Origin of the sequence: Bordetella tumulicola (assembly GCF_965138755.1) — a bacterium.
Lineage (GTDB): Bacteria > Pseudomonadota > Gammaproteobacteria > Burkholderiales > Burkholderiaceae_B > Bordetella_A > Bordetella_A tumulicola.
In genome coordinates this window covers 108,639-121,551 of the sequence record NZ_CBCSFP010000011.1, presented here as the reverse complement: position 1 = coordinate 121,551, position 12,913 = coordinate 108,639, and the positions used below count along the sequence as shown (strand labels likewise).

The window sequence follows — 12,913 nt, the reverse complement described above, 5'->3', positions numbered from 1 at the left end:
ATTAATCGACTTGTGCGCCCGAGGCTTTGACCACCGGTGCCCAGCTTTCGATTTCCGACTTGATGAACGCGCCAAACTCTTCAGGCGTGGTTTTTTCACCCACAGCCCCAAGGCCCGCAAAAGCTGCTTTCACTTCGGGGTTGTCTTGCGCCTTGACCATGACGGCGTTGAGTTTCTCGATGACTTCGGGCGGCGTGCCGGCCGGCGCAATCAAGCCAAACCACGACGACACGTCAAATTTGTCGTAACCCAGTTCCTGCATCGTGGGCAGATCGGGGGCCGACGGCGAACGCTGGGCGGTAGTGACGGCCAAGGCTCTCAGTTTGCCAGCCTTCACATGCGGCCATGACGCCGGCATGTTGTCGAACATGAGCTGCACTTGGCCACCGATCAAATCGGTCACAGCCGGTGCGCTGCCCTTGTACGGGACGTGCAACAGATCCAGGCCGGTACGCATTTTGAACAGCTCGCCGGCCATATGAATAGACGTGCCGCTGCCCGAGGAAGCAAACGCCAATTTGCCCGGATTTGCCTTGGCGTAATCAACCAGCTCTTGCACCGACTTGACCGGTACATTGGGGTTCACGACCAGGATATTCGGCACTTTGGCGCCCAGGGCGATGGCGTCAAAGTCCTTGGTCAAGTCGAATGAAACGTTCCGGTACAGCGTTTGGTTGATGGTGCTGGTCACCGCGACGAAGAGCAGCGTGTAGCCATCGGGCTTTGCGCGCTTTACATAGTCGGTGGCAATGTTGCTGCCCGCACCGGGCTTATTTTCAACGACGAAGGACTCACCTAACGCTTGAGTCAATTCTTTAGCCATGATGCGAGCGATCACATCGGTAGTGCCCCCCGCCGAAAAACCAACCACGATGTGCACGGGCTTGTCTGGGTAGGCGGCTTGGGCGCTGGCGGCGATCGCCATAGAACCCAGGGCACCGGCAAGTAGCGACGCGGCATGGCGAATAAAACGGGGCTTTTGACCTTTGATCATGTCGGGTCTCCTGTGAGAGTGTCCGTTCAACGGACGTTATGGTCTGTAATGCCGCCACAATTTACCACTAGCAGCCACACGCCGGCCAAGGTAAAGTCCACAGGACGGACACTGTGTTTGCTACCCTTATGCTGACAAACCGCAAACCCGGCCTTTCGTTATTGTTATTTTTGAGCGTTGTATGTCGATTTCAGAGAGTTCTTCTGGTCCGCGCACCCTGCGTCGCGGGCTGGCCGTATTAGCCGCCCTGCGCGACCATGGCTCGACCGGCCTCAGCATCACGGACATTGCCCGATTGACCGCTATTCAGCGTCCGACGATCTACCGATTGCTGGCCGCCCTGCTGGACGCTGGCCTGGTCTTGCCCGTTCCCGGCACCAAGAAATACCAGGCGCAATGGGCAACCCGGCCTAATGCGCCCACACCCGACCCGCGTGTCAGCCAGGCATTGCCCAGCCTGAAACGACTGGCGGAACGCACCGGCGACGCGGTGTTTCTGGTGGTGCGCGATGGCGACAATTCGGTCAGCCTGCATCGCGAAATAGGCAGCTATCCCGTTCAGATCCTGGCGACTTATGCTGGCAAGCGGCAACCGCTTGGCGTGGGCTCGGGCGGCATGGCGATACTCGCAGCCCTGCCGAATCCAGTGGCGCACGGCATCGTCGAACGCAATTCGGAGTACCTGGACGAATACGGTGGGATGACGCCGCACGAAATGCTCCGCCTGATCGAGAATACCCGCTCTCGCGGATATGCCGTCGTCGGCAATCACGCCGTACGCGGAGCGCTAGGAGTGGGCTGCGCACTGCTCGACCCTCAGGGCAACCCCATGCTGGCGATCAGCGTGACCGCCATCATTGACCGCATGCCTGCGCTTCGACAACGAGAAATCGCAAGCTGGATCCACGCCGAACTCGCCAGCCTGTCATTACGCGGCGCCTGATCGAGCCGCGTTTGTTTCGTCGAGCGGCGACTGATGAAGCCGCTCCTGTTTCTTTGGGCGGCGTGTGATGAGGCTACTCTTGTTTCGTTGAGCGGCCTCTAATAGCAGTCCGCGCCCGTGTCTTCGGATGTCACTTGGTCAGGCCGCGCTTGCGTCTTTGGGTTGACCCTGGATTTCGCGTACCGGGATCGGCGCCTTGAAGCCAGACGCCGCCAAGGCCTGGCGAATCTGATGGAACATATCCCAGCGCAGATCCCAGTATTGCGCGGCGGCGCACCAGATGCGCACGTTGATCACCGTGCCAGTATCCGTGTACTCGCTGACCTTGATCAACGGTGCCGGGTCTTTAAGCACCATGGGGTGTGCCGCGGCCACCTTGGCCAGGTTCTCCAGTGCCCCATTGAGGTCATCCGAATAATGGATCGTGACAGGGATATCCAGACGACGCGTCACGTTGCGGCTGTAATTCGTGATGGTCGCGCCCCAGACCACGCTATTGGGCAGCGTAATATGAATGCCGTCGACCTGCACCAGACGGCACAAGAACAAGCCGACTTCCTCAACCGTGCCTTCGGCGCCACTGCTCAGCGCCACATATTCACCGGTGCGTAGCGGACGCAAGATCAACAGCATGATGCCGGCGGCGATATTTTGCAGGGTATTTTGCAACGCCAACCCGACCGCCAAACCGGCCGCGCCCAGGACGGCAATCAAACTGGCGGTCTGGACGCCAAAACGCGCCAATACCGCGATCACCGTAAAAATGCGGACGGCCCACACCACCACGCTATGAAACATCGGCACAATCGTGGCATCGATACGCGGCGAGCGCGTCGCCGCGCGGCGCACCCAAGCACCCAGCAATGACGATATCCACCAACCGATAATCAATATCGCCAAGGCCATGGCGATATTGATCGCGGCCTCGGTCAGGCGTGGCATCAGGGCCTCGAGATTCACCAAATACTCTTGCATGTCGTTCCTAGCGTGTTGATCAAAGCGCGCCACGTTACCCGTGCACTCGGGGGTTGGCTAGTCGAGAACTGTATCAAATCCCCATGACGATGCCCAGTGTCGCTGGGGGATTTTTGTCTCCGGTGATCTCGGCAACACGTCGGGACATCACGAGGCCAGCGACGCTTTGCGAGCCATATCACCGACCAACTGCTTGCGATACGCCCGTGCGTCCACTTCCAGCGCGTATCGCGCGGCGTCGAGATAGCGACTCGCCTGATGATGATGGTGCGCCGTGATCTCTTGCTGCATGACGGCACGATTTGGCAACATGGTTTCGTTGGCCAACACCGACGCCAGCCACCGCCCCTGCAACTCCACCAACGGAATGGTGGGCCCAATGGGTTGCACCAGCCCCAGCATAAATAGCCCCGGATAATCCGGCACCAGCATACGGCGATATAAATTCACGCGTCCTGTATTCACCGAGAAAATATCTGGCGACAAAAAGGGAAAGCTTGTCTTGTAGCCCGTCGCATGAATAATCACATCGATCGCTTCGCGCGAGCCGTCATCAAACACCACGGTATCACCCTCGAGCTTAGTGATATTGGGTTTGACCTTGATCCAGCCGTGACCACAATAAGGGATCAACTCCTGACTCAACGTCGCGTGCTCACGCCAGACAGGATGTTCTGGCTTCGGGATCCCAAATCGGGCCTGGTCGCCGGTGACGCCATACGCCAGCCATTTCACGATCGTGCGCGCGACGGGTGTAGGCAGACGCAAGCGGCCTGCAAAAAAACCCAGCCAGCGATCCAGGGGTCGGCCCATAATGTATTTCGGCATGACCCAGGCGCTACGGCGCGTCGACAGGAAAGTGGCATCGGCGGTTTTGCACAAATCCACCGTGACGTCCACGGCCGAATTGCCTATCCCCACAATTAGCACGCGCTTGCCCTTAAACGGCTCAGCCGTGCGGTAGTGGTGCGAGTGCATCTGCTCACCGTTGAACTGCCCCTCAAACTCGGCCCAGCGCGGGTCCCACAAGTGTCCATTGGCCGCGACCACCGCGCGATACCGCCGGATCGTTCCGCCCTGTAATGTCACCGTCCAACTGCCGTCATCGGTGGGTTCAATCCGGTCCACACGCGTGTTGAATTGAATATGCGGCCGTACACCAAAATGATCCGCGTAGGCTTCGAGGTACTGCAGCACCTCTGTGTGAGAGAGAAAGTCCGGGTACGTATCCGGTATGGGAAAGTCGGGGTAACCCAGGTTCTGGCGGCTGGTATCGATATGCAAACTGCGGTAGGCCGACGACAAACCATTGTCGTTCTCGTACCGCCACATGCCGCCCACGTTCGAACCTATCTCAAAGCACTCAAACGGGATGCCTTTTGCTTTGAACGCTTTGGCGACCGTCACGCCTGAGGAACCGGCACCAATAATACATACGGGCAAAACGTCATGACGAGATGCGTTCATCAACTTCACCTATCGGGGAGCAACGAAGGTTCAGCACATCGCGCTCAATGCGCGGCTGCAGGCGTATCGGCCAGATACTGCCGAACAATGGCATCAAAATCCGCATCGGCACTCAGCCCCATTGACGTCGCATGTTTTGATATAAAGACCTTGGGCCAGCTATCGACGATGCGTTGCAACGCCGGGTCAGCTTGATAGCGAATGGGTCCCGCAGCGGCCGCACCGACATGAGTAGGTACGCTGTCCACCATGTCCGCCACGCTGACGGTCAGGGCAGGAAAATTCATGGCCCGCGCGTGAGGCAAGCTGGCCGCCGGCGCATCGTGCAGTTGAATTAACGCCCGCGCAACAGCACCGACCGACGCCACCGGAATGCGGGTGTCAGGTGCCAAACCGCACACCACCTCATTGCCCGCCAGCGACTCGCGCACGATGGCCGCCACACGGTCCGACACGACGGGGCTGGCGACGCCGCGTCGGATCAAGACAATAGGCAGTCGCAGCGCGCGACCATCGGCGGCTCCCTTGCGGCTGTAATTGGCCAGCATCAACTCCACCACGGCTTTGTGTGTGCCATAGGTCGTATCAGGCTCCGCCCGCACAGTGTCATCGACGATATCGGGCAACGCGCCCCCAAACACGGCAATCGAACTGGCAAAAACAAAGCGTGGCGGGCGAGCGGCTCCCTCGATTAAATGACGGACCGCCTCTACGTTGATCGCGTAGGCGCGCGCATGATCTTGTTCGGCCTCGAAGGTCAGGCTCGCCGCCAGATGAAAGATCGAATCGCATCCCTGCGCGGCCAAGTCGCGAGCAAAGACATGATCGGACAGATCCCCCTGTACGACGCGCACGGGCACACCGCCATGCGGCGGCAAGGTCACCGCCTGCCGATCCGCCAATAGCAACTCGGTAATACGCTGGGGCGCGCCCTCGCCCACGGTCAACTGCCCCGCCGCCAGCAACTGGAGCGTGAGCCTCGTCCCCAGAAAGCCTGCCGCTCCGGTCACCAGCACGCGCATCATGTATCTCCTGTTTTTGATTAAAAACATCCTACTGAGTATGTTAATTTTGTGCAAGCAGGGATATCAAGCATCCCGCCCCCGCGCGGGTAAACTGGAGTCACCCGTTCGGGCACCGTCGAGACTGTTATGCAACGCCGAGCTATATCTACTCAGGAAATCCTGCGGACTGCCGCGGAATGCTTCATGGAACAAGGCTTCCACGCCACGACGCTGGACGATGTCGCGCGTCGCATGGGTGCCACCAAGGGCCGCATCTACCACTACTACGCGTCAAAGATCGACTTGTTTTTCGATGTGCATCGTCACGGGATGTCGCTGTTGTTTGACGCGGTCGAGCCCGCGCTGCACACACGCGGCAATGGCATGGCCGTACTGGAGGCCATGCTGATGGCGCATGCGATGGCATTGCTCGAACACCACGCGTACGAAAGCGTGGTAATACAGGGCGTGCAGCTACACCGTTTTGGCGCGCTGACGCCGACGCAGCGCCAGGTCCTGGATGAACTGATCGATAGCCGCGATCGTTTCGAGCAGCTATTCAAGCGACAAATGAACGCCGCCAAGGCCGATCACTCACTGGCCGATGTGGACGCTTCCATTGCCGTCAAAACCGCGTTGGGAGGACTGCAATGGTCGCTGATCTGGTACAGAGCGGAAAAGGGCAGCAGCCCTGCCGCACGTCGTCGCCTCGCCGCCAAAATGGTACACACCCTGATCGGGGGGCTGCAGGCGCGGCCCTACCGATGACGCATTACAAACGGCGAAAGTGATTATCCCAGGATAGGCTGGACGACGGCGCCAGAATGGATTGCACGGGGGCATCGGGGCCCGTTTGCACGAGCGCTCCCATTCCGCTATTGATCAGGAAACGTGACGGCCCCAGGGGCGCGACGCCGCAACCATCCGCCAAATGGGTCACCCCCAGCGAGCGACCACTATCTGCATCCCAATAGATCACCTGATTACCCACCGGACTGCTCGTCGCGATCACCCGCCCTGCCGAATCTGCCGATACCGAACCGATGTAATTGCGGCAGTTGCGCAGCACGTCTCTCGGGCCGGCAAACAACTCGGGCTCGTGTCCCCGGCGATGTCGTCCCACCAGCGGCGGTTGCTCGCTGGCCGGCCCCATATGCTGGCAACCAAACCATACAGCGCCATCGGCCGCCAACACCGAATGACGAATCGACAGGCGATGCCATTGCGACGACAGCGTGACGCGCTCAAGCAATCGGCCACTTGTCGCATCGATATAGGCCAACGACGGCTGCATGGTGTCCAGATTCAACGCCAGCTTGCCGTAGTCCGGATGCGTCAGAATGCCGCCATTGGCCACGCACAGGGTTTTGCCATCCGGCATCAACACCACCTCGTGCGGGCCAATGCCTCCCGTCTCGAACTCACCGATGCGACGGTAATCGCCCCCTGGCGAAGCATCATAAATCCCCAACACGCCGTGACCGGCTTCGTAGTCGTTCTCCGTGGCGATCATGCGCTGGCCATCGGGCAAGAACACGCCATGCCCAAAAAAATGACGTCCATCCGCTGCCTGCAACGCGACCGGAGGTTGGGAACCATCAATGCGAAAGGCCACCGCAAAAAACCCTGGCTGACGGCCAAACGCCACAGCACGCCCCCGCGCCGGATCCAGCGCAAAACTGTGGCCACGATCCGGCATGGGGATGACCTGTTGGGCTCGCCCTTGCGCATTCAGCACCACGGCCTCGTAGCGACCGTTGGCGCGACGCGCGGCCAAATACAACGGCCCATCGTCCTCTGACAAATGCGGCGCGGCGCGCAGCACTGCCGGGGACAAACCGGCCAATGCGGCCAGCGTCAAGAAGCGGCGGCGATCAATCTCCATCAAGCGCATTGAATCCTATCGTCACGCCCATGGCGGGCGCAAAATTCTGGTCAACGATATCTTTGGCATTTTTAAGGATCAGCCCCGTCAATGTCAGTCGCTGCCACCCTGCCTCGGTGGACAATGCCTGTTTCAACGGCTGGTCCTCTTGTTCCAGCGCCCCTGCCGCGCGATCCAGCTCGCCCGTCAGGGACGACCCAATCCACTCGTCGCCATCGGGATAACGATAGCCACCGGCGTCATAAAACGCACGCATCCCTTTCACGCCGGCGATCAAGGTGGGAATCGTCATTTCGCTACGCCAAAATGCCGCGCGCGACGCGCGCGCAGCCGGCATGGCATCGCCCAGCACGGGTAATAGCTTGACGTCACGCGCGAACTGCAAACCGGTGGACAGCGCCTTGATCGCCTCGCCAGCCACCTCTTGCTGGCTGCGATACAAGTCGTTGTCTGGCGACGGCGCGGTAAAGTGCTTGCCATACTCGCCCTGCGCGCTCCATGCCTGCTTCAGTTCGCCAGACACGGCCACGACGTTGGCCGCCACAGCGACGGCGTAGCTGCAGGCATAAGTCGAGCCCTTACCCGAAGGCGATTTCAAGAGGCCGGGTTTGTCATACAACACATACTCCAGCGCCGGAAGGCCCTGCGTGGCGACACTACGCGACGCCAATGCCCCAGGCGCCACCACGGCAGGATCCTCGGTGGCCAACAAGGCACGCAACTGCCGCTGCATGACGCTACGCGTATCCGGCCAGAACGCCATCTTTTCGTAACGGTTGCCCTGGACCAGCGGGCCAAAGCGCAAAAACTCGACGCCCGCCCACGCTTGCACCGTGCTGGCAAAGGCTTGCCGGACCGGCATCGAGTCTGCCTGGCCCTCGCTGCGGCACCAGGTCGTTAACGCCTGCTCCAGTTGGGTCGCCTGCTCCGCCAGCTTAGTGAAGGCCGGGCGTGCGTAGCCCTCGGCCAGGCGCTGCCCCAGATCCGTGGGCAGTTGGGCCAAGGCAGACCAGGGCGCCAGCATCACCATCGCTGCCGACCACACGTATTTCGCTTTCAACATCTTTACTCCTCGTCGATCGCTTACAGCGACTCCAGGAATCGAATCAAATCCGCACGCTCGTCGGGCGTCATCGCCACCACACGATCTCGCGCAGCCTGGGCCTCGCCACCATGCCACAAGACGGCCTCTAACAGCGAACGCGCACGGCCATCGTGCAACCAGGTGGCATTCGGATTCACGGTGCGCGTCAGGCCGATGCCCCACAACGGCGGAGTACGCCATTCGCTACCGCTGGCGTCATGCTCGGACACCTTGTCCGCCAGACCCTCACCCATATCGTGCAACAACATGTCGGTATAGGGCCAGATCAACTGGAAGCGGTGCTCTTGGCGGGCAGCGTCGCGTCGCGTCACGTATTTGGGCACGTGGCAGGCGACACAATTTGCCTGATAGAAAAGCTTTTTGCCCGCCAGCACCCGAGCGTCGCTCACGTCGCGTCGCTGTGGCACCGCCAAATTGACCGAATACGTTGTCACGAAATCCATCAATTCGGCCGGGACCTCGTGTTCGCCCAGATGCGGCTGGGCACCGTGCGGCTTATTCTGGCAGCCAGGCTGCGCCTGCGTACACTCACCGTCATGCGCCGGAAACAATGGGTTCGACAAGCCCATGTCGTTGGAGAACGCCGCGGCACTTTGCTGCTCGACCGTTGGCTGACTGGCCTTCCAGTTAAACCGACCCAATGTGCGCTTGCCCGTGCGCAGGTCATGCACCCAATTCGGCCGGCCGCTGATTCCATCGCCGTGATCGGCATTCGCATTGGCCAAAATATCGGCCGGGTGTATGGCCTCGAGCAGGCCCAGCCCGATCATGGGTTGCGCAATGCGTGGCGATATCTGCACATCCTCGCGCATCGGTCCGTAACCCAGATCCTCGATGCGATAGGTGGGTTTCATCAGGGTAGCGCTCTCGCCACCGTTGAGCTGCACCGTCACCGGGGCATAATCGATTTCCAGGCGGCCTTCGCTCGGGACGCCGGCCACCGAGAAATTTTGTAGCTGCAAACCGTAGACGGGTTCGGGCACCAACGGCAAATGGCCCGAGGCCAACTGCTGGCGCTGCTCGTCCGTATCGGGCGGCACCGACAAGCGCAGCAACAGCGCCACGGTATCGCCACGCTCCAGCGGATCAAAACCCGGCACCGTGCCACGACCGTCTTTGGTATGGCAGCCCTGACACGAACGCGCATTAAACATGGGACCCAAACCGTCTGACGCCTGCGTCGACGACGGGGACGAGACCCAGTCTTTGCGGAACAAGCCATTGCCCACCAGGAATTGCTGACGCCCCTCGAAAGTCAGGTTGGCCGAAGGATGCGAAAAAATGTCGGCATTGATCAGCTTGCGCGTCGTGCCCGCCCCTGCGGGCAAGGTCTCGAACGCCTCCGGACCCGAAAAGTCCTTGGTCGGCGCCGTGACCTTGGCCACCCGGACGCGATCCTCATCGGTCAGGTCATCCCGTCCGCCAGAGGCGGCAACGGCGCTGGCCGCTGCCAGCGCCGCTAATACGACAACGATCTTGCTCACTGAAATACGGCTTCCGGTTTGTCCAGACTATCCGAGCCTTCAAGCGCCACGTCACCGAGCTCCAGCGTGGCAATCACGCGCTCCAGACTACGAGTCTGATCGATCAGGGCGTCAATCGCGGCTTGCACGATGGCGTTGCCCTCGGTGTTACCCGGCGCAATCATCTGGTCATAGGTTTCGACCTTGTCTGCACGGTCGCGCATTGCCTGCATCGCCGCCACGGTCGCGTCGAGCTTGCCGCGCATTTCGGTATCCAGCTTGGGATCCCGCGCCCTGATCAGGTCGGACACGCTCGCGCCCGAGACGGTCTTGCCGTCCGTGCGCTGGTAGTCGCCCAGATAGACGTTGCGAATACCGATCTGGTTGTAGTAATGCGAATTGTGCGTGTTGTCGGAGAAGCAATCGTGCTCTTCTTCGGGGTCGTTCAGCATCAGACCGAGCTTCATGCGCTCGCCCGCCAACTCGCCATACGACAGGCTGCCCAGGCCCGTCATCATGGCAACCAGTCCCGCCTTGGGGTCGCTTTCGACCGCCTTGCGCGCCTCTCCGTCAGATTTCCAATTGTCGACCATCTCCTCCAGATCGGAAATCAGCAGATCCGTTACGGCCTGCAGATACTGGATACGACGTTCGCAGTTTCCGCCCGTGCACTGGGCCGGATCAAAATCAGTATGTGGACGATTGCCCGAGTGGCGTTCCTGCGGCGACCCTGTGCGGTCGGCGGGTGCGGCCCCCGTGCCATTCAAATCCTGACCCCACAGCAAAAACTCAATGGCATGGTAGCCCGTCGCCACGTTAGCCTCGTTGCCGTCGGCTTCGTGCAGATTTTCGGCCAACAGCTCGGGAGTGATCGTGGTGGCGTCGATCGTTTTGCCACCCACCGACAGCTTGGCGTTGGCAATCACGTTGACGGCGTAAAACGCATTTTGGTCACTGTCCGACCCGTAGGACGCGTCCACGTAATCAATCAGACCCTCGTCCAACGGCCAGGCGTTTACGCTGCCCTCCCAGTCATCCACAATCGGATTGCCGAAACGGAAGGCCTCGGTTTGCTGATAAGGCACCCGGGCCGCCAGCCATGCGGTGCGCGCGGCTTGCAGCGTCTCGGTGCCGGGTTTCGCGATCAACGCATCAATGGCAGTGCGCAATGCCTTGGCAGAGACAAGCGAGTCTTCGTAGCCGGCTAACGCGATATCGGAATAGGTCGTTACCACCGCCTTGGGCTCAGCCGCCGCCTGGGCGGCGCCTCCCGTCAACGCAGCCACCAGCAGCATGCCGTAAAGCACCTTACGCATCGGAACAATCTCCATTGTTGAAAAAGGCGCGCCCCGCTTGGCCGCGCCTTTTTTGTTTTCGAACAGGATCTGCGTAAGTGTAAACAATTTTCGTTTAAGGTTCAGTCAAGTGTCAGAATTTTCTCCTGAACCTGTAAGAATTGACAGGTCATCGCGACATCCCTCGAGCCGCGGGCTGCAACCATCCTCGTAGCAAGCGGGTAATGACCGGAATACAAATGAACGACAGCACCGGCGTCATGCAAACCGTCGTGACAAACACCCGCCAAAATACGGGCAAGGTGCTCAACTCCTCATTCAACAACACACTGAATAGCAGCAGCATCGGAAAATACGCCAGCCAAATACTGATGGCTTGTTTCCAACGAGGCGGCGCGCTACGCGCGGACCCAAACCAGGCATCCATTCCACTGACACGATGAATACGACTGGCGTGTACCAGGCTGGCGCCCCGCTCGAGCCACATCCGGCGGGGTAATGAATTTTCCCAGCGGGCCAGGCTTGCCGCATCATCGAAACGCAGCACAATCTGATATTGGTCCCCGCCCTCGGGCGGCTGCAATACGCCTGAGCCCAGGAACCCCGGAAAACCGGCGGCCAGGATTTCCCCCTGCCGCATCCAATTCAGAAAATCCCCATAACGTTCGGGTGATATGTGGCGCGTCACAAGCATGGTGACAGGGGCGGGAACATGAGCGGACATACGAAAACTCCTTGCTGCGTGCGGGTCGGTATGCATCCATCCGGCCTCTTAGTAATTACCCTAGCAAACAGCATGCCAACTCGAGTTTCGCCCGACTGCGACGCCGTAAGTCCGTCACATTGGCTGGGAAATCACGCTGGCGCAGCACCGACTTGCTCCGTCTACGGGCAAATCCGAAGCATAAATGCACCATTGCGGTGCATTCCATATTCCAAACACCACTGCCCCACCAGACGCGCCGCCCTATATTGTTCTTTTATTTATATATGAGCCTCAGCCATCGCCGCCGATCCATATCTGTCTTGAGGCCGCCAAATCTCAGGCCTACACTAGGCGCTCCCCTTACCCTGGAGCATGTGCAATGAGCAACACCAAAATCGCCGTATTCGTGGGCAGCCTTCGGGCCGAATCTATCAATCTGCGCCTAGCCCGTGCCCTGGAAAAATTGATCCCTGATAATGTTCAGTTCGAATACGCCAGCCTGGGCGATATTCCGCTGTACAACCAAGACCAGGAAACCAACCTGCCGGCGCCCGCCGCCAAGATGAAGGCGTTGATCGCAGATGCCGACGGCCTGTTGTTCGTCACGCCCGAGCACAACCGCTCTATCCCCGCAGCACTGAAAAACGCCATCGATTGGGGTTCGCGTCCCTGGGGACAAAACTCGTGGGTCGGTAAAACCGGCGGCATCGTTGGCACGTCGCCCAGTGCGGCCGGCACCGCCATGGCCCAACAGCATCTGCGCAACATCCTCGCCGCCGAAGGCGTCAGCGTGTTCACCACCCCCGAGGTTTTCCTGCAAACCACCGATGGACTCATTGACGATCAATACACCATCACCAACGAAGGCACGCGCAAGTTCCTGCAAGGTTGGCTCGACGGTTACCTCGCCTGGGTAAATAAATTGGCGGCTTGATACCGCAACGCCACCGGCCGGGATATCGATGGAGGGCAAAGCGATGCGCTTTGCCCTCCCATCACATGGCAGAACAATAAACTATCGCTCCCCCAAGCTTATCCACGTTCAATGTGGACAACCCCTTGAATAGTTTTCGGAC

At 59.8% G+C, this 12,913-nt stretch carries 12 protein-coding genes; 3 read left to right on the top strand and 9 right to left on the bottom strand.

Annotated features, from left to right (window positions below; all coding sequences use genetic code 11):
• Window position 1 precedes the first annotated feature (1 nt).
• Window positions 2-994 carry a Bug family tripartite tricarboxylate transporter substrate binding protein gene (locus ACNAZS_RS21780; RefSeq protein WP_415792614.1) on the bottom strand — a complete coding sequence of 331 codons (993 nt, stop codon included), beginning with the start codon at window positions 992-994 and terminating at the stop codon, window positions 2-4.
• 181 nt (window positions 995-1,175) lie between these two features.
• Here ACNAZS_RS21780 and ACNAZS_RS21775 point away from each other — a divergent pair, with 181 nt between their 5' ends.
• Window positions 1,176-1,937, top strand: a complete 762-nt coding sequence (locus ACNAZS_RS21775) for an IclR family transcriptional regulator (RefSeq protein WP_415792613.1) — start codon at window positions 1,176-1,178, stop codon at window positions 1,935-1,937.
• Between the two features lie 138 nt (window positions 1,938-2,075).
• On the opposite strand, the gene ACNAZS_RS21770 is transcribed toward ACNAZS_RS21775, so the two are convergent.
• The 3 genes from ACNAZS_RS21770 to ACNAZS_RS21760 form a co-directional block, all read right to left on the bottom strand.
• Window positions 2,076-2,912 carry a mechanosensitive ion channel family protein gene (locus tag ACNAZS_RS21770; RefSeq protein WP_415792612.1) on the bottom strand — a complete coding sequence of 279 codons (837 nt, stop codon included), beginning with the start codon at window positions 2,910-2,912 and terminating at the stop codon, window positions 2,076-2,078.
• A 147-nt stretch (window positions 2,913-3,059) separates the two neighbouring features.
• Window positions 3,060-4,379: a flavin-containing monooxygenase gene (locus tag ACNAZS_RS21765; RefSeq protein ID WP_415792611.1), complete on the bottom strand. Its 1,320-nt coding sequence runs from the start codon at window positions 4,377-4,379 to the stop codon at window positions 3,060-3,062.
• A 44-nt stretch (window positions 4,380-4,423) separates the two neighbouring features.
• Window positions 4,424-5,404 carry an NAD-dependent epimerase/dehydratase family protein gene (locus ACNAZS_RS21760; protein ID WP_415792610.1) on the bottom strand — a complete coding sequence of 327 codons (981 nt, stop codon included), beginning with the start codon at window positions 5,402-5,404 and terminating at the stop codon, window positions 4,424-4,426.
• A gap of 126 nt (window positions 5,405-5,530) precedes the next feature.
• Here ACNAZS_RS21760 and ACNAZS_RS21755 point away from each other — a divergent pair, with 126 nt between their 5' ends.
• Window positions 5,531-6,151 (top strand): TetR/AcrR family transcriptional regulator, encoded by a 621-nt coding sequence (locus ACNAZS_RS21755; protein WP_415792609.1) that lies wholly within the window; start codon window positions 5,531-5,533, stop codon window positions 6,149-6,151.
• A 4-nt stretch (window positions 6,152-6,155) separates the two neighbouring features.
• Here the strand turns inward: ACNAZS_RS21755 and ACNAZS_RS21750 are convergent, their stop codons facing one another.
• The 5 genes from ACNAZS_RS21750 to ACNAZS_RS21730 form a co-directional block, all read right to left on the bottom strand.
• The gene (locus tag ACNAZS_RS21750; RefSeq protein ID WP_415792685.1) at window positions 6,156-7,268 is read right to left on the bottom strand and encodes a DUF1513 domain-containing protein; all 1,113 of its coding nucleotides are present in this window, start codon (window positions 7,266-7,268) and stop codon (window positions 6,156-6,158) included.
• The gene (locus ACNAZS_RS21745; RefSeq protein ID WP_415792608.1) at window positions 7,258-8,331 is read right to left on the bottom strand and encodes an imelysin family protein; all 1,074 of its coding nucleotides are present in this window, start codon (window positions 8,329-8,331) and stop codon (window positions 7,258-7,260) included. Before ACNAZS_RS21745 ends, ACNAZS_RS21750 begins: the two co-directional genes overlap by 11 nt.
• Window positions 8,332-8,351: 20 nt before the next feature.
• A complete protein-coding gene (locus ACNAZS_RS21740) occupies window positions 8,352-9,863 on the bottom strand; it encodes a di-heme oxidoreductase family protein (RefSeq protein WP_415792684.1) in 1,512 nt (503 codons plus the stop codon).
• Complete coding sequence (locus ACNAZS_RS21735; protein ID WP_415792607.1) at window positions 9,854-11,152, bottom strand: imelysin family protein; 1,299 nt, start codon at window positions 11,150-11,152, stop codon at window positions 9,854-9,856. Before ACNAZS_RS21735 ends, ACNAZS_RS21740 begins: the two co-directional genes overlap by 10 nt.
• A 148-nt stretch (window positions 11,153-11,300) precedes the next feature.
• Window positions 11,301-11,855, bottom strand: coding sequence for an antibiotic biosynthesis monooxygenase (locus ACNAZS_RS21730; protein ID WP_415792606.1), 555 nt, complete (start codon window positions 11,853-11,855; stop codon window positions 11,301-11,303).
• Between the two features lie 361 nt (window positions 11,856-12,216).
• On the opposite strand from ACNAZS_RS21730, the gene ACNAZS_RS21725 reads away from it, so the two are divergent.
• Window positions 12,217-12,771, top strand: coding sequence for an NADPH-dependent FMN reductase (locus tag ACNAZS_RS21725; RefSeq protein WP_415792605.1), 555 nt, complete (start codon window positions 12,217-12,219; stop codon window positions 12,769-12,771).
• Window positions 12,772-12,913: the final 142 nt, after the last annotated feature.

Bases quoted from the DNA above. Each gene is read 5' to 3' on its own strand.
- ACNAZS_RS21750 (WP_415792685.1), bottom strand. From the start codon at position 7,268: ATGGAGATTGATCGCCGCCGCTTCTTGACGCTGGCCGCATTGGCCGGT.
- ACNAZS_RS21745 (WP_415792608.1), bottom strand. From the start codon at position 8,331: ATGTTGAAAGCGAAATACGTGTGGTCGGCAGCGATGGTGATGCTGGCG.
- ACNAZS_RS21760 (WP_415792610.1), bottom strand. From the start codon at position 5,404: ATGATGCGCGTGCTGGTGACCGGAGCGGCAGGCTTTCTGGGGACGAGG.
- ACNAZS_RS21770 (WP_415792612.1), bottom strand. From the start codon at position 2,912: ATGCAAGAGTATTTGGTGAATCTCGAGGCCCTGATGCCACGCCTGACC.
- ACNAZS_RS21755 (WP_415792609.1), top strand. From the start codon at position 5,531: ATGCAACGCCGAGCTATATCTACTCAGGAAATCCTGCGGACTGCCGCG.
- ACNAZS_RS21780 (WP_415792614.1), bottom strand. From the start codon at position 994: ATGATCAAAGGTCAAAAGCCCCGTTTTATTCGCCATGCCGCGTCGCTA.
- ACNAZS_RS21730 (WP_415792606.1), bottom strand. From the start codon at position 11,855: ATGTCCGCTCATGTTCCCGCCCCTGTCACCATGCTTGTGACGCGCCAC.
- ACNAZS_RS21775 (WP_415792613.1), top strand. From the start codon at position 1,176: ATGTCGATTTCAGAGAGTTCTTCTGGTCCGCGCACCCTGCGTCGCGGG.
- ACNAZS_RS21765 (WP_415792611.1), bottom strand. From the start codon at position 4,379: ATGAACGCATCTCGTCATGACGTTTTGCCCGTATGTATTATTGGTGCC.
- ACNAZS_RS21725 (WP_415792605.1), top strand. From the start codon at position 12,217: ATGAGCAACACCAAAATCGCCGTATTCGTGGGCAGCCTTCGGGCCGAA.
- ACNAZS_RS21735 (WP_415792607.1), bottom strand. From the start codon at position 11,152: ATGCGTAAGGTGCTTTACGGCATGCTGCTGGTGGCTGCGTTGACGGGA.